Here is a 23,724-nt window from a genome sequence, read left to right as displayed (position 1 = left end):
ACGTCCCACCCATCGCATGAAGCAAGAGCGCGATGGATGGGGCACCCGCGCATTCTGGGCGCGCGGAAGAACGCCATCAAGTAAGATGGAACAGGCTAAGTTATGGCAGAGATCGAATCGACACGAAACGCACAGAAGTCCCCTCCGGCGGTGCCGGAAGCGTGGATCAAGACGGAGCTTGCGCGGCACGAGAAGCGCCCCTATCCGATGGACTTTATCTCAGCTCTGTTTACTGACTTCAGCGAGATTCACGGCGACCGTGCCTTCGGCGATGACCACGCGATGGCCTGTGGAATGGCCTTCTTTCATGGCGAACCGGTGATGGTGATCGGCAACCTGAAGGGCCGTACTCTCAAAGAGCGTGTTGAGCGCAAGTTCGGCAGTCCGGAGCCCGAGGGTTATCGTAAGGCGCTTCGCTGTATGAAGATTGCGGAAAAATTTGGGCGGCCTATCTTCACGTTTCTTGACCTTGCTGGAGCGTTTCCAGGGCTCGGTGCGGAGGAGCGTGGGCAGGGTGAGGCGATCGCACGCAACCTGCTGGAGATGTCGCGGTTGAAGGTCCCTACGATCGCGACGATTACAGGCGAGGGTGGTTCAGGTGGAGCGCTCGCGCTGGCTGTTGCCGATCGCGTGCTGATGCTCGAGAACGCGATCTACTCGGTGATCTCGCCTGAGGGTTGCGCTTCGATTATGTGGAAGGACGCTAGCAAGAAGCAGCAGGCTGCTGCTGCGTTGCGTTACACGGCGATCGATGTGCTGCGGATGGGCTGCGTGGATGATGTGCTCTCGGAGCCGGTGGGCGGCACGCAGAATGATCCTGCGGCAGCCATGGCGTTTGTGGACGATCGGCTGCGGCATCATCTGGCAGAGTTGACGGCGATGCCGGAGGCTGAGCGGCTGGAGAAGCGCTATACGAAGTTCCGCAACATCGCCCAGTTCTATACGGTCGGCTGACTTACGAAGCTCTGCGTTTATGGGAGCTTTGGGATCTCTGACTGCCGCAGGCGGACGAATCGGATCGACTTGCGGTTCCAGGTGTAGGTCATGCAGAGGTCATTGTTGCTGGCCTCGATGATCGCCGGGTAGGAGAACTCTCCGGGTTCGTCTTCCAGCGTGAGAAACATTTTGAAGTGGTCGCCGTCGTTACTTAGGGCGAGGTTCAGAGGAGACCGGCCCTTTGTTGTGTTGTTGTAGATCAGGACGACGCGGTGGTCTTTGAGGGCGACGGCATCGATGCCAGAGTTTGGGTTAGGCACATCGATGGGACGGGCCTCGGTCCATGTGATGCCTTTATCGAAGGAGTCGGATACGACGACTCGTCCGATGACCTCGGTGGAACGTGCATAGAGACGCAGGTGCTTTGCTCTGAGCGAGACGACGGAGGGCTGGATGATGCCTTCGCGCTGGTTCGAGGCGGGGTCTGAAGGGGCCGGGGCAATTGGCCCGATCTTCGCCCAGGACTTGCCGTTGTCCTTGCTGCGCTCGATCCATACGGCCCAGGAGTGATAAGACTCAGTGGAGCTTCCGCTGACGATGGTGCCGTCGGGTAAGACGAGCGGCTTGGCCCGAACCGGGCCGATCAAACCTGCCGGAAGGTGTTCTGCGGGCGACCAGGTCGTCCCTTCGTCGTCGCTGTACTTGCGGGCGGCGGTCCAATTTTGCGGGTCGGTCCCGAACTTGTAGTAGAGCCACAGGCGCTGAGATTTGGCGGGCGGATTCGGCGCATGGAAGAGGACTGGATTCCAGCAGGCGACGCCGGGTTCTCGTGCCAGTTCGACCGGTTTCGACCATGCTCTGGCGATCTGCCTCGAGCTCCAGATCGCCACGTCGTTTGCGCCCTCAGCGGTACCCCCGAACCAGGCGGAAAGGATCGAGTGGTCGCTCAGTTCGACGAGGGTGGAGGCGTGGCTCGATGGAAATAAGGTGCTGCCGGGCGGGAAGATGAACTCGCCCTTCGGTTGAGCAGACAGGTGCATGGTGAAGACCGCGATGAGTGCAAGAACGATTGAGAGGTGGCGGCGCACAGGTGTCTATTCCTCCGACACGGCCATCAGGCGTGACCATAGCGTCTTGATGCCGGCGTCGGTTTTGGCGGAGATCGGCAGAATCTCGTCGACCTCGTGCTCGCGCTTGAGTGCCGCGATGGACTTTGACAGGACGTTCCCTGAGATGCGGTCGGCCTTGGTGCCCACCACCAGATAAGGCCGCTGGCTTTGCTTGAGATAGGTGATGAGCTGGGTGTCGTTGGCCTGGGGTGGGATGTTGGTGTCTACGAGGCAGATGCACAGTGCCAGCGTCTCACGGTTGGCCAGGTAAGGTTCGATGAAGGTAGGCCACTCGGAGGAGATGGACTTCGAGATCTTGGCGTATCCGTAGCCGGGGAGGTCGGCAAAGATCAGCGTGGGGCGGATCTTCTTTTTTTCGCCTGCGCCCTCGTGCAGAGCGAAGAAGTTGATCGCGCGGGTTCGGCCGGGGGTCGAGGAGACGTGCGCTTCCTTCGATCCGATGAGCGAGTTGATCAGGGAAGATTTGCCTACGTTCGAGCGGCCGAGAAACGCGACTTCCGGCACATCGAAGGTCTTTGCCTTGGTGGGGAAGTGGGACACATCAGTGGCAGAGAGCAGAAAGACCGGCGAGAGGCGCATAGCTCTATCTTAGTCTCTTGATTGCATGAAGATGCCCATCCGGGCTGCGATGCTATCGCGATCCGGATGGGCACTCTCTCACAACAAACTCAGACAGATTTTAGGGCTGCACTGTCAAGGGATCCAGAAGGCTGAAGGTCACTACAGACTCGGATGGAATCACAACATCCTTGTTCCCGGTGTATGCTGCGCCTGCAGTACCCGCTCCAGCGCCAGCCAGACCGCCGATGACTGCGCCCTTTCCGCCGCCCGCGAGGCCGCCTATGATCGCGCCGAGACCCGCGCCGCCGCCGATCAGAGCTCCGGTACGCTTGCCTTTGCCTTTGGACTCTTTCTCGTACTCCGAAGTGTGAACATGGACGGAACCGATGGATGAGATCTCGATCCCGATGGCTCCTTCGCCCTTGAATCTGCCTCTGCCTTTGGCCGCCACGACAGTCCCGGAGACTCGTGTGCCGCGGCGGAACAGGGTTTCGCCGTGCGAGACGATAGGCTCCTCGAGTTCGCCGGAGAAGGCATCGCCGACTTCATTCTTTCCAGCGCTGAGGGTCTCATTGGTACGAACTACGACGCGCGTTCCTCTTGGAGCTACCAAGGCAACTGGCTGGGGCGGTGGCAAGGGAGCTGCCACAGGCTGTGCGGGCGTGGCGGCGACCGTCGGCGCAGTGGAGGGCGCGGGTGCAGCGTTGGTTGGAGTTCCGTCGGAGTTCACCGGACCGGCGGGGGCGTTCTGTCCGGCTACAGGTGCTGGGGTAGCAGGGGGAGTCGATTTGCATCCGATCGCGCCCATCGCCGCTGCGATGCCCGCCAAGAGAATAACCCTGGAAAGAAGACGGTAAACTTTCATGCTCGTAATGGCCTCCGGAAGTGGGCTTCCACAAAGGTAGATGATTCCGATTTTGGAGTAGTTGCCCTTTTTCGGGGCGACTCGAAGTTGGCAACGTAGCGTGATAAGCCGGATATCTCGCTGGATATGCACCGTCTCTCCGTAACCCAGCTAGATACTAAGATATGCCTGATGTCGTATCGCGTGTCCAGAAGAGAGCAGCGCTTGCGGCAATGGAAGCAGCGGGCTCTCGCCCGGGGCGCTAAGGGACTGTCAGGAGTTTCTTTTCCTGATGGGTTCCGTCAAGTAAATGAAGAGCCAGAGGGTGGCTTCCCATTGCGTCGGCGATCTTGACTCCGAGAGTCTGAAAGCCTGCGACAAGGCGCTGATCGTTCCAAACACCGTCCTTCACGATCAAAGACAAGTCGGTCGCTCCGGCATTTTTCTTAAGCAGGACAAGGCCGCCGGTGTCATGAAAGTATCCGAGGGATTGAAGCGTCTTGCCGAGGACCTTTGCGTCTGCTTCGCTTGCGGTGCCGGAGTACCAGACCCGATCATGCGCGCTTACGGCACGCGACCGGTACTCGATATGCAGTACATGTTTCAGATCGCCTTTGGCGTCGGTCAAGCGAACCTCCAAAGGTGGGCCGCCAACAAACGGAGCGATTAGTACGCCGAGCCTCTCAAAGTTCAGAATCGTGTTTGGATCGTCCCACAGCGGCACCGCGTTTGCCGGGGCTTGGACATTCCCTGCGATTGTGGACACTCCCTTCGCTCGCTGGCTTCTCAGTGGGAAGGTGATCGACGGGCCGGTAGAGTCTTTCGAGAAGAGGATGACGTTGCCCTGGTTCGAGAAGAAGTATTGTTCTCGAAGCAATTTGCCGAGGTTTTCGGCGTCTTCCACAGTGGCTGCGCCGCTGTATATGATCTTGCCGCCGTTGCCCACCGGTATGCTCTTCCCGGTCATGACCTGGCGGTTCAACTCACTTATGTTCATTTGGGTCTTCGGAGCGGCCATGAGGCAAACGGTTGCGAGGAGGGTTCCACCTGCCGCGACCGTCAGAGCCCGGAGAGGCTGAATGTGCTGGGCTGCTGGCAAGAGCGGGCTCGCGAGAAACCATCCGGCTACGAAGCCTCCGGCCAATCCAGCGATATGTGCGGTCATATCAACTTCTGATTTGGACAAGCCATAGATGATGTTGAAGAGAAGAAAAACGCCGGCGGACTTTGCGATCGCGAGTGCATTCGCTTTCGGGATCACGTCGGGTTCCTTCAGCAGGAACGCCAGCAAGGCTCCGTAGACGCCGAAGACGGCCCCTGAAGCTCCCGCCGAGACAACATTGGGATGAAGGTAAAGACCCGCTACGTTTCCGAAGACCCCGGCGAGCAGGTAAAGCACAAGAAAGCGGAGATTGCCAAAGAGCTTTTCGGTGAAGATGCCCACCTGGAAGAGGATGTACATGTTCATCAGAACGTGGATGACGCTGAGATGAATAAAGCAGGCAGTCAGTAGCCGCCACCACTGACCGTGCGTGGTAAGTGGGCCATAGTTCGCTCCCCACGGCAGAATCTGCGCAGGTTGGAAAGACGAGGCACCGAGGATGAACATTGCCACGAAGATGGACAGATTGATTGCGATCAGCGCGATCGTGACCATCACCTTCGGGGTTGCGGCATCCAGGGTCTGCTGAAGGGTAGGAAGCTCTTGAACGGCCACAGGCGTCGATGGATCTTCAGGCATAGGCACATCTCCTGCGCTTGCATCTGGATGATCAGCATGGCCCGGCAGTTCTGATGGCTGTCGTTCGAAGGAGTTCCCCGAACTCTGAATCACAGGTGCGAGGCGTGCAAGGACTTCGAGTTGAGCCGGAGCAGTCTAACCCTTGCTGTGAACCCTTGTTCCGTCTCGCCTCTTTGATTCTTCCCCACGCCCAGTCATTGCACAGTCGGTCCGAGACCGTGCTTACCTGGGAGCGAGATCTCCTAACCAATAGGCCGCTTTCACTCCACCGTCCTCAGAAAGTCGCTTCCGGTAATGAACGCGCCATCGGGGCCCATGAGGAGCGCGTTCTGGCCCGAAACTCCGGGCTGGAACAGAGCTAAGAGAAAGAGTGGAGGAAGTCGTAGCTGACTTTGGCGGACTCAAGCTGTCCGCGTTGGTAGGGCGCTTCCTGTTCGGCGAAGATATGCACGATGCCTGCTGTCTTCGCGGCGGCAAAGATCGACTTGTAGTCGATAAAGCCGTGCCCGAGTTCCACGCCGGTAGGGCGGCCGGGACCGACGAGGTCGATCGTGGGCTTGATGGGACGGAAGTCTTTGACGTGAAGCATGCGGAAGCGGCCGGGGTGACGCTTGAAGTAAGCCGGAGCGCTGGCGCCTGCGACCGTCATCCAGCCGCAATCGATCTCGAACTTCACCAGATCGTGGTCGGTCTCGTTGAGCAGGACGTCGTAGCCGAATGAGCCGTCGGGCATCTTCTCGAATTCGAAGTTGTGGTTGTGGTAGGCATACTGCAGACCGGCGGCTTTGGCTTGCTTGCCTGCATCATTCATGTGCGCTGCGATCTTCTTGAAGCCGTCCAGTCCAAGCGCGGGCGAGGGTGCAGCCTGATCCGTGGATTTTGGCCGTCCATTGGGAAAGAGATTGACGAAGACGGAGCTGACCGCGAAGTGAGCGCCAAGCGCATTGGCGTCGGCGAAGATGGGGGCCAGGTCGGCCGCACCGGTGAAGGGAAGATGGGCGCTGGGGCAGCTCAGCCCCGCGTCGCTGATGAGCTTGCCGAACTCGACTGCGGTGTACTTGCCGAAGCCGGCGGACTCGACCTCACGGAAGCCGAGGTCGTGGAGCGCTTTCAGGGTTCCGGGTGTGTCTTTCGCAAGCTCGTCACGGACAGCATAGAGCTGGATGCCTGCGGGCAGGCCGAGGGGTTCGGAGAGCGCGGTGCGGACGGTGAGGGCGGCAGCTGCAGTTGCGATGAAGTGACGTCGTGTGAAGTTCAATGGATTGCTCCTTTGTAAGCGTGTCGTGATGAGAAGTAGATCCCTTGCGTCCCATACGCATAGAGCTATGGCAGGGCAAAGGCGACGTAGGCCGCTCCTTGCGGGCCTTTCGGGTTGCGGGCGCCGCTGGTGGCAATCACGATGTATTGTTTGCCATCGATCATGTACGTGCTGGGGGTGGCGGTGCCGGCGAAGGGGAGATCGCCCTCCCAGAGCAGCTTGCCGGTCGCGGACTCAAAGGCGCGGAGCTTGCGGTCATAGATCGTAGCTCCGATGAACAGGACGCCGCCTGCGGTGACGACGGGGCCACCATAGTTTTCGGTGCCGGTATCGCCCATGCCCTTTGCTGCGAGTTCAGGATAAGAGCCCAGTGGAATCTTCCAGATGAATTTGCCGGTGTTCAGGTCGATCGCGTTAAGCGTGCCCCAGGGCGGAGCGACGGCCGGATAACCGTCGGGGTCGAGAAACTTGCGATATCCGGTGAAGCGGTACCTCGGGACGGTCGACGAGTTCGCGCCGACGAGCTCGCGTTTCTCGGACGCGGCGGGGGGAGCGTCCATCGGCGGCCCGAGATAGCGCAGGATGGCGGCGTTGTCGTCGGCTGTGAGCTTCGGAGATGCGGGCATGCGGCCTTTGCCCTGGTGGATGATCGTGACGATCTGCGCATCGGACATGCGTGCGCGAACGCCCAGCAGGCCGGGGTAGTTCGAAGGCGCCCCGAGCCGATCTTCGCCGTGGCAGATGGCGCAGTTCTTCGCATAGAGCCTGCCGCCGGGAACATCCGTGCCACCCAACGCCAAAGCGATGTTCATGTCCGGATCGGCGGTCGTGGGGTGATCGAGATAGTCGACAAGTTGTTCGAGGCGCGTGTTCTGAACCGCGGGAAATCCGGGCATGCGGCCTTTGCCGCCGTGAATGGTCGCGACAAGCTGAGATTTGGTGAGACGCTTGTCGATATCGACGAGCGTGGGAAAAGCAGGTGGATTGCCCTTGCGGTCGCCGCCGTGGCAGATGGCGCACTGCGTCTGGTACAGCACCTGGCCAGGAGTGCCGGGCTTGTTTTCGGTGAGGCCGCTGGTCCAGGCAAGGTCGTTCGCATTGACGTAGATCACGCCGGAGCGAGGATCGATGGCTGGTCCGCCCCACTCGGCTCCGCCGTCGAAGCCCGGGAAGACGACAGTCTGTTTGTCCACCGATAGAGGGATGAACTGTCCCTCGCTGCGGAAGGTCTTGAACTCTTTTTCGGCCCACGCATGCGCCTCGGGCGTGCGCGCGGTCAGCATATCGGAGGTGAGCCTCTGGCGGGCGAACGGCTCGGGCGCCGTGGGGATCGGCTGGGTCGGTGAGGCGACTTCACCCGGTACGTCGGAGGAAGGGAACGGACGCTCCTCGATGGGAAAGAGCGGCCTGCCGGTGACGCGGTCGAAGAGGAAGACGAAGCCGTGCTTGCTGGTCTGGGCGACGGCGTCGATTGTCTTGCCATCGTGTTGGACAGTGACGAGGGCAGGTGAAGCAGGGAAGTCGCGATCCCATATGTCGTGATGCACGCCTTGAAAGTGCCAGAGCTGCTTGCCGGTGTTCGCGTCCAGCGCGAGGAGCGTGTTGGCGAAGAGGTCGTTGCCTACGCGGTCGGCACCGTAGAAGTCAGAGACTGCCGAACCGGTGGGTGCGAAGACGATGCCGCGCTGGATATCGACGGTCATCCCGGCCCAATTATTGGCGGCTCCCGCGGTTTGCCATGCGTCTTGGGGCCATGTGGCGTAGCCCGCTTCGCCGGGATGCGGAATGGTGTGAAAGCTCCAGGTAAGTTTTCCGGTGCGAACGTTATAGGCGCGAATGTCGCCATGTGGAGCAGGGTTTGTCTCCGGAGCGCGGAAGCCAACGATGAGGAGGTCGTGGAAGAGCACCCCTGGTGTGGTCAGGGCGACGTTGTTCTGGGTGTAGTCCGAGTCCAGGTCCTTGCGCAGATCCAGTCGTCCGTCTTCGCCGAAGCTTCTGATTGGCTGGCCAGTGGCAGGGTCGAGCGCGTAGAGAAAGTTCATGATGTAGGCGAAGAGAACGGACTCTTTGCCGTAATGCCAGTAGCTGAAGCCGCGGCTGGGCTGGCGGCCCTCGATCTTCGAGTCGAAGGTCCAGAGCTTTCTGCCAGTGGCACCATCCATCGCGATGACCTGGAGCGTAGGCGTGTAGCCGTAGACGACGCGCCCAACGACGAGCGGGTTGACCTGCACGCCGCCATCATTGCCGACGTCGGTGCGCCAGACCTGCTTGAGGAGATGAGCGTTGCCGACGTTGATCTGGGCGAGTTCGGAGTAGTGATCTCCGTTGACTCCTCCGTTGTAGGCAGGCCAGTCGGTCGAGAGTGTCGGTTGATTCGATGCGACAGCGAAGGCCGCATGCGTGATGTGCGGATAGCCTAGCCACAGGCCGAACCCCAGCGCCGTCATAAGGGCCGCCAGGGCGAGGCGGAGGGATGGCGGAAGTGCGTTGCCCGTGCGCGTCACCCGCGGTACTTCACGATCTGCATGAAGCCGTAGTCCATGTGGAGTTGCTGGTGGCAGTGCAGCAGGGCATCGCCGGGATTGTCGGCGATAAAGTCGACGGCGATAGTCTGAAGCGGCATCACGTTGATGACGTCCTTCATCAGGCCGCTCATAGGTTTGTCGCCGATCTTCGTGACTTCAAAGCTGTGCCGGTGAAGGTGCATGGGATGCTGATCGCCGCTGGCGTTGCGGAAGAGCATGCGATAGCGCTCGCCCTGGTCCACCATGATGGGCTGGACCTTTGGCCACGCGTCTCCATTGATGGTCCACGTGTCGAACTTCGAGCCATCCAGTGATCCGGCGTCGCGGAACGTGAGGACGAAGGTCTCCGCCGGCTCGGGTGCAGGTTTGTTTGCTGCAAAGAGGGAGTAGTCCCACTCGGCGGGTGCGGGATCACGCCAGACCGGCTGGCCGGTGCTGCCAGCGTACTCGATGACGATGCCGAGACCTTTGGTACGTTCCGCTTCGAGGGTTGACCCGAGAACCCAGACGCCGGGCGAGTTCATCTCGACGATAACGTCTACCCGCTCCGCGACGGCGAGCGAGAGAACCTCCACCGAGCGCGGCCTGGGAACCGGGTTGCCGTCCATCGCGATGACGCGAAAGGTGTGGGCAGGCAACGCGAGCACGACGTTTTCAGTCGCGCTGGCGTTCAGCAGACGCATCATCACCCGTTCGCCCTTTCGCACTCGAATGGGTTCGCCCGCGCCGAGCATGTGGCCATTGAACGTAGCGTACTTGTAGCCGACGTCCGAGCCAGTCGTCTGCGGCATGTTGGAAGACTCGGCGCGCATGGTCTCAACCATGGGGACGAAGGACGGCTCCCAGTGATGGACGGCGAGGTTAACTTCCCGGTCATAGTGCGGGCTTGGCTCTCGGCCTTCGACCAGCAGGAAGCCGAACTGGCCGGTGTAGGCAGCCAGCTTCAGATCGCCCATCGCCATGGCATGGGTGTGATACCAGCGGGTGCCTGCTGGCTTCGGCGTGAAGCTATAGCGGAGAGTCTTGCCCGCGGCGATCAGCGGGGAGCCTTCTTCCACTGCGCCATCGGGGACGGTGCCAATGGCTAGACCGTGCCAGTGAACGATGTCGTCCGTGGATGTGGCGTTGGTCACGTCGATCACGACGGGGCTACCTTCCTTCATGCGAAGGAGAGGCCCTGGAACCTGGCCGTTATAGGTGACGGTACGGATAGAGACGCCGGGCCCGATGTCGAGCGTAGTCGGCTCGATCCGGAGGGTATGGTCAGCCTTTGCGGTCGAAGCGGGAAGAGCCGCGGAGAACGCGCGCCCGGTCGCGAGCGGCGCCAGGGACGGCAGGAAAGCAGTCGAGCCGATCTTGTAGAGAAACTCTCGTCTGTTCAATGGGATCATGATCCTGGCGAAGAAGCGAAACAATGGAAGCATGTCGCGAATTCAGAAGTCAATTTCAGGAGTCAATGAGGCGAACGCGGACTTGACGGTCTGGCAAAGGAGTCGGTCCGGCTTCACCAGGCATTCTCGCGGACCCGCCGATCAATCGGCTGGTTCGCGCCTCGGCTTTGGATAGCCACGTTTGAGATATTCCCCAGGGTTGGATCCGACAACTCGCTTGAACGCCTTACTGAACGCAGCGTCGGAGTCGTAACCGACCAACCGGGCGACGTCTATGAGCTTCTTGTCACGCTGCTGGAGTAGCTGCATCGCCTTCTGCATCCGCCACTCGGTTACATATTCCAGCGGTGTTTGTCCGAGCAGCTCCTTGAAACGGATTGCGAACGCGGAGCGGGACATGCCCGCTGCGGCAGCCAGGGATTCGACCGTCCAGGGTGTACTCACACTGTCGTGAACGGCACTCAAGGCAGCGCCAACTTGAGGATCGAAGATGGCACGAAGCCAGCCTTGATTGTGCCACTCCACCTCCGACGCGATATGCGCCCTGAGTGCCTGAATGAACAAAACCTCGGCCAGCCGTGTCGCGACGACTTCCGATCCCGGTGCCTGCTCCGCCATCTCTGATGCCAGCGCCAGCATCGTGGTGTGAAGAGCAAGCGTGCGGGCCTGATCGGCCTTAATCAGAATGAAGCTCGGCAAGAGTTGAGTGATTGGCTTCAGACCGGCGCGGTCGAAGCTCAGGGAGCCACAGACGATGGTCGTCGGCGCGCCGCCACCTCCACAAAGAGCGACATTGCCGTTGGCACTGGCGCCGATCTCGCGGAAACTCCATCTCGGACGTGTTTGCGGGCTGTCACGCAGGACAATCGAAGTCCCCCGGGCCAGCAAGAAGCAATCTCCACCGGTGAGGGGGATCGGCTCGGGAACCCCTTTCACACTCAGCCAGCAGTTGCCGCGCGAAAGCATAGCGAAGTGCGCCAGATCTGTGGGGAGTGTCTTTCTGCCCGAAGACGTGACATCTTCTTCGGCCTCATTTTCCTGTTTCACGCCCCAAGGGGCTGTGGCTTCGAGCCTGTGCAGACCGAAGGCAGTGACGTGCATCGTTTTAAAGATGTCGGTTATCGGATCCAGGAAAGCCTCTATGTTTTGGACGAATAGACAAAATATTAGGATTCTCGGGCAGTTCTCGTCCACCACCAAAGAACTCTACTCTTCAGGACTGAATTCTACAGATCTACCCAAGGAGTCAATATGGGAAAGCTTGAAGGTAAGGTTGCAGTCATCACGGGAGGATCGAGCGGCCTGGCACTGGCGAGCGCCAAGCGGTTCGTTGAAGAGGGTGCCTACGTCTTCATCACGGGCAGGAGGCAGGAGCAGCTCGATGAGGCCGTGAAGCTGATTGGCCGGAACGTCACCGGCGTGCGCGGTGACGCGGCCAATCTCGAGGACCTCGACCGTCTGTTCGATACGGTCAAGCGAGAAAAGGGCAGGATCGACGTCTTGTTCGCGAGCGCTGGCCGGGGCGAGGCCTTATCGCTGGGCGAGATTACCGAACAGCACTTCGATGCGGCCTTCGACCTGAATACGCGTGGAACTCTGTTTACTGTGCAGAAGGCGTTGCCGCTGTTCAACGATGGCGGATCGATCATCATGACCGGATCGGTTGCTTCGGTGAAGGGGTTTCCCGGTTTCGGCGTGTATGCGGCGAGCAAGGCAGCCTTGCGTTCCTTCGCACGCACGTGGCTCAACGAACTGAAGGGCAGGAAGATCCGGGTGAACGTGCTGAGCCCGGGGCCGATTGCTACACCGATGCAGGAAGAAGTTCTCACCAAGGAGGCGAAGGAGATGTTCGAGTCGCTGATCCCGCGGGGAACGATGGGGCAAACTGGGGAGATCGCAACGGTCGCGCTGCTTCTTGCTTCAGACGATTCGAGCTTCGTGAATGGGGTGGAGTTGAGTGTCGATGGCGGTATGACGGCCATCTGATATCAGCGGATCTCGGTGAGTGCACAATCGCCAAGGCACTCATCGAGATCCGACCAGTACCGACAAAGGGTCGATCCCGAGCGAGCTTCATGGCTTGAGCAGTCCGAGACGCTGAAGGCTTTCGGCTGTGGCGACGATAGACTCCTCGTTGGAACGAGGCGTCCAGCCGAGGACGCGGCGGGCCTCCTCGTTGGATATGTTCTTTCGCTTGCCGACCTCGGGCGCAATCATCTTCATCTCCGAGACGAAGTGGGCCAGAAGACGCACGACCCAAAAGGACAACGAACTTCGCGAGGTGTCTAGGGCTCTTCGCACTAAGACAATTGAGTTGGATCTTGCTATCGACCGCAATAAACCCAAGCTGTCAGCCGAGTTTTGGCAAATAGTGACCGGTCGCTATTCGTTGCAGAGTGGTGAGATCGGAGTTCACTTTATGGCGAATGTAGCACTGAAAAACCTAGGTGCGGACAGCATTGCTAGAGATTGGAAGCTAAGTGTCATCTCATCGGAGCTAAACACAATTGAAACCAATGCGACCTTCATCGAAGATGGTTTCAAATTAGAAATTGGTTCTGAAACAGCAACGTTCACGGCCAGTAATCGACTCGAAGAGCGAACGATGACTCCGATTAAGGCAGGTTCGATGACTGCTGGTTGGATTCGGTTTATGCTCCCGAACGCAGATACCGAAGCGTTCATGAGGGCACGAGTTGTTCTTCATTTCAAAGACATACTCGGTACTCCCTACTGGCTTGAAAAAGACATGAATGAGGGCATCGGTCCACCAACGATCTGCTACTACCCCGGTTCGGGTGGAAACCCTTTCCAGAAGTCAACTGTTTGACCGGCCTTGTCCACTGCTCGGTAGAGGTACACCCAGTGGCCACGCACCTTGATTTAGGTCTCATCGACGCGCCACGAGCGGCCAACCATCCGACCAAAACGGTCCCAGCGTTTGACGAACTCCGGGGTATACCGCTGAACCCAGCGCAGGATCGTTGTATGTGCAAGGTGCAGGCCGCGCTCTGCCATCATTTCGACTAGGTGACGGAAACTGAGCTTGTGTCACAGGTACCAGCGAACGCACAGGAGCATCACTTCGCGGTCAAAGTGTCGCCTTGCAAACAACTCTTCATGCTGCTCAGCTTGCTCACCGCCGCTCCTCAAGTCTCCGAAACACCACTGTACCCGACGGCACGCTCCGATTTGCACCAGAACCCATCGTCGATCCTTCGAAGGGGAAGCAGGAAACATGATCCCGAACCAAGAGCGCTCTTGAGGTCGATTGCGGATTGATGCTGCTCTGCAATCCAGGCGGCAAGACTCAGTCCAAGTCCTGATCCCGATTTAGCGCCACTCTTGTCTGCGTTAACGCGATAGAAGCGCTCAAAGACACGATGATGCTCGTCTTCAGGGATTCCGATGCCGGAGTCCTTGACCGAAAGGGTGGCTAGCTCTTCGGTCACTTCGACTCCAATTGCGATGGAGCCCCCCGCAGGCGTGCACTTACACGCATTGTCGAGCAGAATGCGGAGAAGTCGACGCAAGGAAGAAGAGTCGCCAAGGATAAATACGGGTCTTCCCGTGGGGAGGGCGTCTACTCCAATCCGCTCCACCTCAAGCGATAGGTTTAGTTTTTCAGCGATTGAGGACCACTCTGTTTGAGCTGCCAGAACAAGCGACCAGAGGTCTACAGGTTCGAGCGCGAGCGCAGCTGAATCAGCATCCGCTCGGGCTAACATGAGTAGATTTTCGGTGAGCCGTGTCATCTCCTCTGCGCTATCTTGCACACTCAGCAAAGTCTCGGTGTACTCTTCGCGTGACCGTGGCCGGAGCAGGGCGATCTCAACCTCGGTACGAAGGCGGGCAAGAGGAGTGCGAAGTTCGTGCGAAGCGTTGGCGGTAAAGTCGCGCACGCTTCGGTATCCGGCATCGATCCGCGAAAGCATATTGTTGAGAGTCTTCGATAGGTGCGAGATCTCATCGTCTGTCGAAGACACGGGAAGGCGCAGGTCGAGGTTGCGATCACTGATTCGACGTGCTTCGACGGCAATCTGCGTAACCGGGTCGAGCGCCTTCCGGCTCATGTGATGTCCCGCGACGATGGCGGCCACGAGCACAAGTGGCGTGAGGAAGAAAAGTTCCAGGCCGAATTGAAGCAGCAGCGCCTCCTGTTTGTTGGTCGAAGCTCCGAGTTCTACAGCGTACATTTGCCCATCCACCGAAACGGCGGACGAGAACGTGTGTACATGGCGTGTACCCTGGCGAAACTCAGACGCGATTCCAATGGACGTGATGGAACCCGGAAGAGCAAGACCTTCATGAGCAGCGATCATTCTCGAAGACCGGTAGATCCAGGCACCGTTAGAGTCCATGATTTGGAGCCATTTGCCATCGTCCCGGAAGTGATAGATCGCGTCGAATCGAGCTTGCATCGGCTGATCCGATGGTTGAATCGCAAACTGGTGGAGTTGCATGCTAACGTCGTCGACGCGCTCCCTAAAATCCTGCTGGATGGTGGCATGGATGGTGCGGCGGAGCATCCACCAGCTAGTGAGCGAAAGCAGCAGTGCAGCCGTGGCGAACATCACCGAGTACCAGACAGTCAGTCGGACGCGAATCGGCAGCGGCTTCATGGGGCTTGCCTCGGATCTGTCTCGACTGACGCGTTGACGAAGGATTGCAAGCGGTAGCCTACACCGCGCACAGTGAGCAGCAATTTGTTGGGGAAGTCTCCGTCAAGCTTCGCACGGAGTCCGTTCACAAGGACTTCGAGGGCGTTGGCAGAGATCATCTGGGGTTGCTCCCAGACGGCTTCCATAAGGCTCTGGCGGTCGGCGGTTGAGCCCGATCTTCGATGGAGTTCGACGAGCAGAAGGTACTCATTGCGTGTGAGTTGAATCGGTCTTTCATTCCGATAGACGAGCAGTCGCGCGGGATCCAGGTGCAGTTCGTTCGTCGCCTGCCGAGTCGCGGCGCGGCCAAGTACCTCGAGCCGGGCCAGAAGCTCCCGGAATGAGAATGGCTTGGTGAGGTAATCGTCGGCACCGTGATCGAAGCCGCGCAGGATCTCCTCCTCACTATCGCGCGCGGTGAGCATGAGGATGGGGACGCTGCGTTGCGATCGTATCGCCAGGGCCACGGAGTAGCCGTCCTGAACGGGAAGGCCTATGTCCAGAATGATCGAGTCGAAGGTCAACTTCATTGCAAGATCGAGGCCAGTATCACCGTCCGAGGCGGGCATGGGCGTATGTCCAACCTCCCGCAGGCCCTGGCATACCAGGGCAAGCATGCGAGGATCGTCTTCTACAACTAACACGCGCTGCTTTGGGGGAAAAGACATAAGAGTCTCCGTGGAAAGTGAGTGCTCCCTCTTTTCTACACCGCTCCGGCATCGATGAGCGCGGGCTGCGGCTTCCTTAGGATTTATTCACCACTTCGTGAACAGAGGTTTACAGCGGCGGCGCAGTCTGAAGAAGTCCCGCTATCCCAAACGATCGGAGCGCAAGCGCTCTGAATACTGTTGCGTCTTTGGAGGCCCATGATCACGAAACCCAATTTCCTCTTCCTTGCCCTGCTTCTGCTCAGCCCAGCCGTAACGTCGCCCAGGCAGACTATGGCGCAGACAATCTCGAGCGCGAACAGCGCGATGAATGGGACGGTCAAGGATCCTAGTGGCGCCGTTCTTCCGGGAGCAAAGATCGTGCTCCGGCCGACGGACGCAACCGCAGCGTCGGACGCACAGGGCAGCTTCACGATCCGCGACCTGAAGCCGGGAACGTATACGGTCACCATCTCCTATGTCGGATTCGCCTCGTTTACATCGACCATCGTCGTAGAAGCCGGGGCGCCAGCTGTCCTTAACGCAACGTTGAGCGTCGGTGCAAATGCACAGCATGTCGAAGTCAATGCGAACCTTATCGGAGACGCTGCGGCTATCAACGAGACCCGCACCAGCGAGAACATTCTCAATGTCGAAACGGATGTTGAGATTCAGAGCCTTCCGAATGCAAACGTTGCCGATGCGCTTGGCCGCTTGCCAGGAGTAACGCTGCAGCGCAATGAGGGTGAAGGACAGTATGTTCAGATTCGCGGGACTGAACCTCGCCTTAGCAACACGACCATTGACGGCGTAATTGTGCCCGGCCCTGATCCTGAAGTCCGGCAGGTCGACCTGGATACGATTCCGGCGGGGCTGGTGGGTAGTGTAGCGATCAACAAGACGCTCAGCGCGAACCAGGATGGCGATGCGATTGGTGGTTCAGTCGACCTCCGCATCAAGCAGGCGACGGCAGACCGGCCGACGATTTCTATCGAGGGCATGGGCGGCTTTACACCGATCGCGAATACGCGCAACGTCTTCAGCATGAACTCTTCATCGGGGATACGGTTTGGCCCCAGGTTGAATGGCGGCAGCAAGAAGTTCGGGCTGGAACTTGGCTATAGCTATGACGACAATCAGCGCGGCATCGACGACGTAGAGCCCTCGCCCGACATCGATCAAAACGGGAACAAGACCTTCGACTCGATGAATCTGCAGCAGTACCTCTACGACCGCACCCGGTACGGATTCGCCGGCGCGTTGGACTATCAGCCATCGGCCGGCGCGAATCTTTACGCGCACGGGCTGTTCTCGAACTTCCGCGACTACGGCCAGAAATACGCGTACGAACTTCAGAACGGATCCAAAGCCAAATATCACACCAGCATCCGTCGTCCTAACCTGCAGGTTGCTGATCTTGCGCTCGGCGGAAGCCACGTGTTCGGGAACTCTTTCCTCAAGTATCAGGTCGCCGCAGCGCATTCTCGATTTGGCGGTGCAGCCGGTAACCCCGGAGCAGCTTTCAAAGGAACCTCCGCAACCGATGACTGCGCCTATAACCCGGCGACCCCGGGAACGGAGTTCCGTCCTCAGTTCTCATGCTCGGTGCTTGGCGACCCGGCAGTCACGCTCTCTAACTATAAGCTCGATACGATCGACCTTACCTCTGGCCAAGCGACGCAACTGAATCTGCAGGCGAACGGTTCCTACGGCCGCAACTACCACCTCGGATCACACGCATCCACCTTCGAGTTGGGAGCGCAGGTCCGCAACGAACACAAAGGGCAGGACGCCTATTCGCCCGAGTACGACTCAAACCTCAATACGCTCGCCAGTGCGTATCTCGGCAGCTTCTCCAATCCGCACTTCTACGGCGGTAGTTATCCCATGGCTCAGGTGACGAGCTTCGACGCCATCACGGGCGATCTGGCGAATAACCCGCAGAACTTTGCACTCGACCCAAATGCATCGCATGAACAGTCGGACCCGGCCAACTACAACCTGCAGGAGAGGGTGACGGCTGGCTACATCATGAATACGCTTCAGCTTGGATCGAAGGTCCATCTGCAGACCGGCCTGCGTATCGAAGCCACATCTACTTCGAACACCGGCTACATCGTTACGACGAACTCAGACGGCACATGGGGCGGTACCACGCCACAGAATGGAAGCGAGTCCTATATCAATCCGCTGCCGAGCGTGCAGCTTCGTTACACCATCGACAGCAGCTCGGATCTCCGGGCAGTCTATGGACGAGGCATCTCCCGCCCTGACCCCTACCAGCTTGTCCCTTACCTTGTCTATACGGTTAACGGCGCGCCCGCTGGCAACAATGAGGTCCAACTTGGAAACCCAGCGCTCGTCGCCGAACATGCGAACGACTATGACCTGCTCTATGAGAAGTACCTTCCCAATGTCGGCATGCTTCAGGGCGGCTATTTCTACAAGCAGATCACGAAGCCGATCTACCTTCAGCAGTATCTCGTGCCGGCCACCAATTCACCGCTCTCTTCGAATTCGAACTATGTTGGCGCGCTCGCGCAGCAGGAGGTCAACGGGGACCACGCTTATGTTCAGGGATTGGAGATCGCGTACCAGCAGCATCTGAAGTTCCTTCCCGGATATCTTGGTAACGCGCGTCTGAATGCCAACTTCACCTACACCAACTCGAAGAACTACAACCTGGCTGGCCGGAACGACACTCCGCAGCTAGTGGGTCAGGCTCCGTACTCCTGGAACATCGGACCGTCCTACGCCACTCGGCGGTTTCTCGCGTCGGTCGGTATCAGCCACAACAGCGCGAATATCTATGCCTATCAGTTCGTGAACTCCGGCGACGCACTCGCGCAGAACCCGCCCACCTGCGTCTCCAACATCACGAGCGGAAGCCTCGCTTACAACACGCCCAGCAGTCCGTGCGGCGACAACTACTTCTACAGTCACACCCAGATCGACGCGCAGGTCAGCTATCACTTGTTGAAAGGCTTCACTGTGATTGCATCGGGCGAAAACATGAACAATGAAGTTTTTGGGTTCTACAACGGCAGCCCGCAATATCTTACTCAGCGCGAGTACTACAAGCCGACTTACTCCTTCGGATTGAAGTGGAACTTCCACCAGGACCGCTAGTGAAGTTGCGGTTCGGCACCTTTTTTCGCCGAGCCGCATAACGCTGACCCGCGTGCCCTTCTACCCGACTGACGACGAGGCATATTTCCAATGAAGCAGTTGGCTTCTTCTCTTGTACTTCTAGGTCTTAGCGGCATCCTGCATGGGCAGGAGCCCCACGGACTGACGCTGAAACGCACCATCGACCTCCCGGCTGTGACCGGAAAATTCGACCACTTTGCGATGGATCTCGACGGTAACCGGCTGTTCGCAAGCGCCGGCGGAGCTCACGCGATCGAGATCACGGACCTCGCCAGCGGGAAGATCATCGAGAGCTTGCCCGGGATCGGAAAGCCTCACGGGCTGGCGTGGATTGCGTCGAAGCGCCGACTCTTCGTCGCTGACGGAGCCAAGGGCGAGCTGGACGTCTTCGAGGGTTCCCCCCTGAAGCGCATAGCGGCGATCGCACTCTCTGAAGACGCCGATGATATGGTCTATGACGATCAGAGCCATCTACTTTATGTCGGTCACGGCGGCACCGATGCCGCGAATCCCGCGCGCGTTGCGGTGGTCGACGCGGAGACTCTGAAGCTCGTCGCGGAACTTTCCGTTGCCAGTCATCCGGAAGCGTTGGAGTTCGATCGAAAGCACGATCGCATCCTGATAAACGTCGCGGATTCGGGACAGATTGCAGTCATCGACGGAAAAAGCCACTCGATCACAGCAATCTGGTCACTTGGTACGAGCAAGGGCAACACACCATTGGCTTACGATGCGATGCAGGATCTGTTGTTGGTAGGGTGTCGGACGCCAGCCCAGATAGTCGTACTTGACGGCAAAGATGGCAGGGTCATTGCGAAGGCGAGCTCCGATGCTGGCGCAGATGATCTCTTCTTCGACGCGACAGAACGACGGGCGTACCTGATCGCGGGCTCAGGCGCGGTCGATGCGTACTCTCTCTCGGCACAAGGAGAACTCACACCACTCTCGGTCACGCACACAGCCGCCGGCGCAAAGACGGGATTGCTTGATGAGGCTGGCCATGCCTTGTATGTTGGCGTTCCTGGCATCGACGGTGCCGCCGTTGTTCGCGTCTACGAGACTCAATAGCTGACTGGAGAGGTTTGAGCTTGAACAAGGTAATAAAGACGTTTTCGGGCGTTGCGATGTTCGCGTTGACGCTGGTTCATGCGTCGTCTATGACAGCTCAGACGTCGCCCTCTGTCCAAAGCTCAGCAGACGAATTGCGGTTTGCGCTGGTCTTGACCAGACATGGTGTGCGCTCGCCGACCTGGGCGAATCAGCGGCTCGATGAATATTCAAAACAGCCATGGCCGCAGTGGCCCGTTGCTCCGGGAATCTTGACGCCTCACGGTAGGCAGCTCATGACCTTCTTTGGAGGCTACTACCGGTCATGGTTTGCGGAGCAGAAGCTGCTCTCTGCTTCGGGCTGCGCGGATGCAGCGCGCGTCTTCATCTGGGCTGATACAGACGAACGCACGAGAGAGACGGGAGCCGGTCTAGCGGACGGCATGATGCCCGGATGTCACGCTGAGGTTCATGCGCTCGAGGGCGACACTCAGGACGAGCTCTTCCACGCGACTCGTAAACCGGGCGCAGCGCAGTCGCAGAAGGCGTTCGCCGCTCTAGCGGGACGCATCGGCAATCATCCGGACGCGCTTGCTGACGCTTACCAGGAGCCACTCGACGAGATGCAGCGGGTTCTTTTTGACTGCAAAGGAGGCAGTTGCAGTGTGCCCTTGAAGAAGAGCCTGCTTGCGGCGCAGGCGTCCGTCGCTCCAGGCTCGGGCGATCATTTGGCTGAGTTGAAGGGACCACTGACGACTGCGGCAACCTTCGCCGAGAATCTCCAACTGGAATATCTTGAGGGTATGCCCGATGCCGAAGTGGGCTGGGGCAGAGCGAACGGCGCACAGGTGCAATCGCTCATGGCGTTGCATGCTGCAGTCTCGGACCTCGTGCAGCGGACGCCGGCCATTGCGCGCATGCAAGCGGCACATCTGCTCGATGCGATTGTTCGCACGATACAGCAGGCTGAAGCCGGCAAGAGTGTAGACGGTGCGATCGGATCTCTCGGCGAACGTGCTGTCTTCCTCGTGGGACACGACACGAACGTCTCTAACGTTGCCGCATTGCTCGATGCCCACTGGCTCATCGATGGATACCAGCGCGATGATGCTGCGCCCGGCGGTGCCTTGGTCTTCACACTCTGGCGTCGATCAGGAAAGCCCGACGCCGTGAAGCTCTCCTACTGGGTGCAAACACCAGACCAGATGCGACGAGCGATGCCTTTATCTCTCGCCGCCCCGCCTGCGAGCGCAGACATCTTCGTTCCGGGATGTAGCTTGCCGGAGGCGGGTGCTCCCTGCAACTGGGTCGAGTTCCAGACAGCGGTGCAAGCGGCTCTTGGCAAGCCATAGGCGAAGAGATGGGTCGTTTGGGAATCTACGAATTCGCGATGAGATGCTGCCTAAACAAAAGAACGGAGCTACGCGTGATAGCTCCGCTCCTAGTTACGCAGAGTTTACTGCAGGTTCAAGTGAGGTAGTTCCGTGGTTCCCTCAAGCTTGACGGTATCGAGTTTGCTGGGCGACAGGCCGAGCACTTCGAGGATGGTAGGAGCGACCTGCGCCGTCGCAGTCGGAATGGAGAGGGTCTCGGCTTTGAGGTCAGGGTGCGAGACGAGCAGGACGACGTTGGTGTCGTCGTGCGCGAAGAGAAAAAAGTTTTATTCATAAGACCTCCGGGAGAGAAGTGTGGACCCCGAAGACACGAAACAGCATTACGAATCAGAGAAAAAATTGGTGTGATGCAAAGGTTGTCCGGGGCACGATTAAAGTGCAAGCAGGCAGCGCGTAGTTGTACCTGAATCAATCGAGATATGAGGTGTTCGACTGCGGGCCGCAACCTGGAGCGCCATCGACTGCGCATGAGCGATCGGCCGGAGACGACGGCGATTGGACAGCCTTCAGAGGTGCATTCATCTCGGGCCGAGAGGCGTGTCGGTGCAGGAAGCAGGCCCGGTCGGATCACTCCGACCGGGGCTGTTCTAGGTTCGTCCTTACTCACGATGAGCTACCGCCGTGAGAATAGGTCCTTCAGCTTTTCAAGGTTCGTACCCGGGGTGAACGAAACGCCGCGCAGCACCTCTGCGAAGTGTGCGTCCTTCACGTCGATGAACGGAGTCTTGGCTGCGAAGGCAGGATTGGTGTTTGCGATCTCGTCGACCACAACTACGAGGCGGTTGGGATCAGCGCCCGTATCGCCGCCGCCACTCACCGTCGATGTGATGCCCCAGATGGCGACAAGCCCATCAGGCCCGACCAGACCGGTGATGTTGCGCAGGCCGTCCGTAGCCGGAGCCCATGGAAGCCCGGTCGCTGCGTTTGTTCCCGTCGGATATCCCGCAACCGTGTAAGGCGTTCCAATCCGTAGCTCGTTGCTCAACACATACGCCAGGCTCCAGGTCTTGGTCGTCGAATTGAAGACCCACTTCTGCAGCCCGGCCGTGGTCTGAGCCGCGGCATGCGTGTAGAGGTCCGTGCCGCCCGTGTATCCGTCGCCTTCATCCGCCACATACAACGTCTTGGGATCCGCGAACCAGATCCCGAACGGATAGGCCACAGGGTTTGCCGTCTTCGCCAGAGCCGTCGGGAATCCGGCAAGGATGCACATATTGCTGGTCAATCCGGTCGTCGAGATGGTCATGGGATCGTAGCTGATCGACTTCGTGGGGAGCTTCGCTCCAGCTACCGGCAGACCAACTCCAGTGGGGCATGCCGTTCCCGTCGTGTCGACGAAGTAGACCGTGTTGACGCCGTTTCCGCCACTGCCCTTCGTGTAGTAGAGAACATTGTTGAAGATCGTCATGCCCCGGAAGTTATCGTCCTTACCGATCTTGTCAGCCTTGTCTTTCAGCTCCGTAACATTGAAGCTTCCGACAGGCGTTGGGAGTGCAGGGTCCTGCGCCTCTTCATCCTGACGTGTTGGCACGATCAACTGCGCGCCTGCTCCCTCGACCACTCCAGCTGGTTGCGGATTCGCGCCGTTGCCCGCGTTCCCCGCCGTATAGAAAAAACTGGCGCCGTTCGAGTTGTTCAGGATTGCCGCGCGGCCATTGTTGCCGCTATAGGCATTCGTCTCGGTGAACTTGAATCGGCCTTCTTCACCGATCTCCGCGACTGCGCGATAGTAGGTAGTCTGTCCATCCGGGTTCGTCGGATCGATCGCCAGCGGTGTATTCGAGTTCGAGACGTCAAGTGCATTTACCGGTGCGACGTAGCCCATGAAGGTCAGCTTTTTACCGTCAGTTGAAAGGTTCAGTGCAAGCTCAGACTTCGAACTGAAGCTGGTGACCATATGAGATGGCGAGCCCAGGTGCTTCTCGTCGCTGTTTGGAACTTCAATCGAGTTAATCTCTCTGCCGAAGATCGAGATCTGGTCGAGATAGATCCTTGAGGTAATCCCAAAGCTGCCATCGTAAAGATCGTTGTTGAAGACATACGGGTAGGTCCCGTCGTTCGTCGCACCAGTGACCGCGGAGCAACCGCCCAGCGTCTCGGCGCAGTTCGGGGGCAGGATTGTACCCACCTTCACATTGCTGGCGCGGTTGTCGTACACGCTGCGGCTTACAACCAGATTGTTCGGATAGAGTTCCTGAGCGAAGGCCTGGATGCCGCTAGCTGTGACACCCGACGTCAGCACTGCTGCAATTGCAAGTGCGCGATTCCTGTTTCCCGTAAAGCTTGACAGAGCCATTTACATCTCCTTAGTCGACAGCACATGTCAAACCGAGCGAGCGATCCTTCGGCTGACGGCTGTGCCCGAGGCTAGGAGACCAGGTTTACGGTGCAGTTGCATGACGATGAATGCTGTATAAACTTCAAAATTTTCAACAAATT

The 23,724-nt window shown here is 58.8% G+C and carries 18 protein-coding genes and 1 pseudogene; 6 read left to right on the top strand and 13 right to left on the bottom strand.

The annotated features are described in order from the left end of the window. Nucleotides 1–102: 102 nt before the first annotated feature. On the top strand, nt 103–954 hold the full coding sequence (locus OHL18_RS15595; protein ID WP_263375806.1) for an acetyl-CoA carboxylase carboxyltransferase subunit alpha: 852 nt from the start codon (nt 103–105) through the stop codon (nt 952–954). 17 nt (nt 955–971) lie between these two features. Here OHL18_RS15595 and OHL18_RS15590 read toward each other — a convergent pair whose 3' ends face one another. From OHL18_RS15590 to OHL18_RS15555, 8 genes are all read right to left on the bottom strand, one after another. Beyond that, the gene (locus tag OHL18_RS15590; protein WP_263375805.1) at nt 972–2,024 is read right to left on the bottom strand and encodes a sialidase family protein; all 1,053 of its coding nucleotides are present in this window, start codon (nt 2,022–2,024) and stop codon (nt 972–974) included. 6 nt (nt 2,025–2,030) lie between these two features. Then, on the bottom strand, nt 2,031–2,645 hold the full coding sequence (gene yihA, locus OHL18_RS15585) for a ribosome biogenesis GTP-binding protein YihA/YsxC (RefSeq protein ID WP_263375804.1): 615 nt from the start codon (nt 2,643–2,645) through the stop codon (nt 2,031–2,033). Nucleotides 2,646–2,745: 100 nt separating this feature from the next. Beyond that, on the bottom strand, nt 2,746–3,492 hold the full coding sequence (locus tag OHL18_RS15580; protein WP_263375803.1) for a hypothetical protein: 747 nt from the start codon (nt 3,490–3,492) through the stop codon (nt 2,746–2,748). Between the two features lie 241 nt (nt 3,493–3,733). Then, the gene (locus OHL18_RS15575; RefSeq protein ID WP_263375802.1) at nt 3,734–5,212 is read right to left on the bottom strand and encodes a rhomboid family intramembrane serine protease; all 1,479 of its coding nucleotides are present in this window, start codon (nt 5,210–5,212) and stop codon (nt 3,734–3,736) included. A 358-nt stretch (nt 5,213–5,570) separates the two neighbouring features. After that, complete coding sequence (locus OHL18_RS15570; protein ID WP_263375801.1) at nt 5,571–6,470, bottom strand: sugar phosphate isomerase/epimerase family protein; 900 nt, start codon at nt 6,468–6,470, stop codon at nt 5,571–5,573. Nucleotides 6,471–6,535: 65 nt separating this feature from the next. Beyond that, complete coding sequence (locus tag OHL18_RS15565) at nt 6,536–8,974, bottom strand: c-type cytochrome (protein WP_317890505.1); 2,439 nt, start codon at nt 8,972–8,974, stop codon at nt 6,536–6,538. Further along, nucleotides 8,971–10,386 (bottom strand): multicopper oxidase family protein, encoded by a 1,416-nt coding sequence (locus OHL18_RS15560; protein ID WP_396274888.1) that lies wholly within the window; start codon nt 10,384–10,386, stop codon nt 8,971–8,973. The genes OHL18_RS15565 and OHL18_RS15560 overlap by 4 nt, the downstream gene beginning before the upstream one ends. 141 nt (nt 10,387–10,527) lie before the next feature. After that, nucleotides 10,528–11,517, bottom strand: coding sequence for an AraC family transcriptional regulator (locus tag OHL18_RS15555; protein ID WP_263376559.1), 990 nt, complete (start codon nt 11,515–11,517; stop codon nt 10,528–10,530). A 120-nt stretch (nt 11,518–11,637) separates the two neighbouring features. Here OHL18_RS15555 and OHL18_RS15550 point away from each other — a divergent pair, with 120 nt between their 5' ends. Then, nucleotides 11,638–12,372, top strand: coding sequence for an SDR family NAD(P)-dependent oxidoreductase (locus tag OHL18_RS15550; protein WP_263375799.1), 735 nt, complete (start codon nt 11,638–11,640; stop codon nt 12,370–12,372). Nucleotides 12,373–12,459: 87 nt separating this feature from the next. On the opposite strand, the gene OHL18_RS15545 is transcribed toward OHL18_RS15550, so the two are convergent. Beyond that, nucleotides 12,460–12,603 (bottom strand): hypothetical protein, encoded by a 144-nt coding sequence (locus OHL18_RS15545; protein WP_263375798.1) that lies wholly within the window; start codon nt 12,601–12,603, stop codon nt 12,460–12,462. Between the two features lie 97 nt (nt 12,604–12,700). Between OHL18_RS15545 and OHL18_RS15540 the strand changes: the two genes are divergently transcribed. After that, entirely contained in the window at nt 12,701–13,216 is a 516-nt protein-coding gene (locus OHL18_RS15540; RefSeq protein WP_263375797.1) for a hypothetical protein, read from the top strand. Here OHL18_RS15540 and OHL18_RS15535 read toward each other — a convergent pair. From OHL18_RS15535 to OHL18_RS15525, 3 genes and pseudogenes are all read right to left on the bottom strand, one after another. Then, nucleotides 13,201–13,467, bottom strand: a pseudogene (locus OHL18_RS15535) (DDE-type integrase/transposase/recombinase); the annotation flags it as partial. The gene OHL18_RS15540 and the pseudogene OHL18_RS15535 overlap by 16 nt on opposite strands. Nucleotides 13,468–13,535: 68 nt before the next feature. Beyond that, nucleotides 13,536–15,008: an ATP-binding protein gene (locus tag OHL18_RS15530; protein WP_263375796.1), complete on the bottom strand. Its 1,473-nt coding sequence runs from the start codon at nt 15,006–15,008 to the stop codon at nt 13,536–13,538. Next, nucleotides 15,005–15,715, bottom strand: coding sequence for a response regulator transcription factor (locus OHL18_RS15525; RefSeq protein ID WP_263375795.1), 711 nt, complete (start codon nt 15,713–15,715; stop codon nt 15,005–15,007). The genes OHL18_RS15530 and OHL18_RS15525 overlap by 4 nt, the downstream gene beginning before the upstream one ends. Nucleotides 15,716–15,913: 198 nt before the next feature. Between OHL18_RS15525 and OHL18_RS15520 the strand changes: the two genes are divergently transcribed. From OHL18_RS15520 to OHL18_RS15510, 3 genes are all read left to right on the top strand, one after another. Then, nucleotides 15,914–18,823 carry a TonB-dependent receptor gene (locus tag OHL18_RS15520; RefSeq protein WP_263375794.1) on the top strand — a complete coding sequence of 970 codons (2,910 nt, stop codon included), beginning with the start codon at nt 15,914–15,916 and terminating at the stop codon, nt 18,821–18,823. A gap of 90 nt (nt 18,824–18,913) precedes the next feature. Then, nucleotides 18,914–19,912 carry a YncE family protein gene (locus tag OHL18_RS15515; protein WP_263375793.1) on the top strand — a complete coding sequence of 333 codons (999 nt, stop codon included), beginning with the start codon at nt 18,914–18,916 and terminating at the stop codon, nt 19,910–19,912. Nucleotides 19,913–19,968: 56 nt separating this feature from the next. After that, on the top strand, nt 19,969–21,243 hold the full coding sequence (locus OHL18_RS15510; RefSeq protein WP_317890515.1) for a histidine-type phosphatase: 1,275 nt from the start codon (nt 19,969–19,971) through the stop codon (nt 21,241–21,243). A gap of 655 nt (nt 21,244–21,898) precedes the next feature. On the opposite strand, the gene OHL18_RS15505 is transcribed toward OHL18_RS15510, so the two are convergent. Next, complete coding sequence (locus OHL18_RS15505; RefSeq protein WP_263375792.1) at nt 21,899–23,581, bottom strand: hypothetical protein; 1,683 nt, start codon at nt 23,579–23,581, stop codon at nt 21,899–21,901. Nucleotides 23,582–23,724: the final 143 nt, after the last annotated feature.

Origin of the sequence: Granulicella aggregans (assembly GCF_025685565.1) — a bacterium.
GTDB classification, from domain to species: Bacteria; Acidobacteriota; Terriglobia; order Terriglobales; family Acidobacteriaceae; genus Edaphobacter; species Edaphobacter aggregans_B.
The sequence above is the reverse complement of the archived record's forward strand: the minus strand, read 5'-3'. Positions and strand labels throughout refer to the sequence as shown.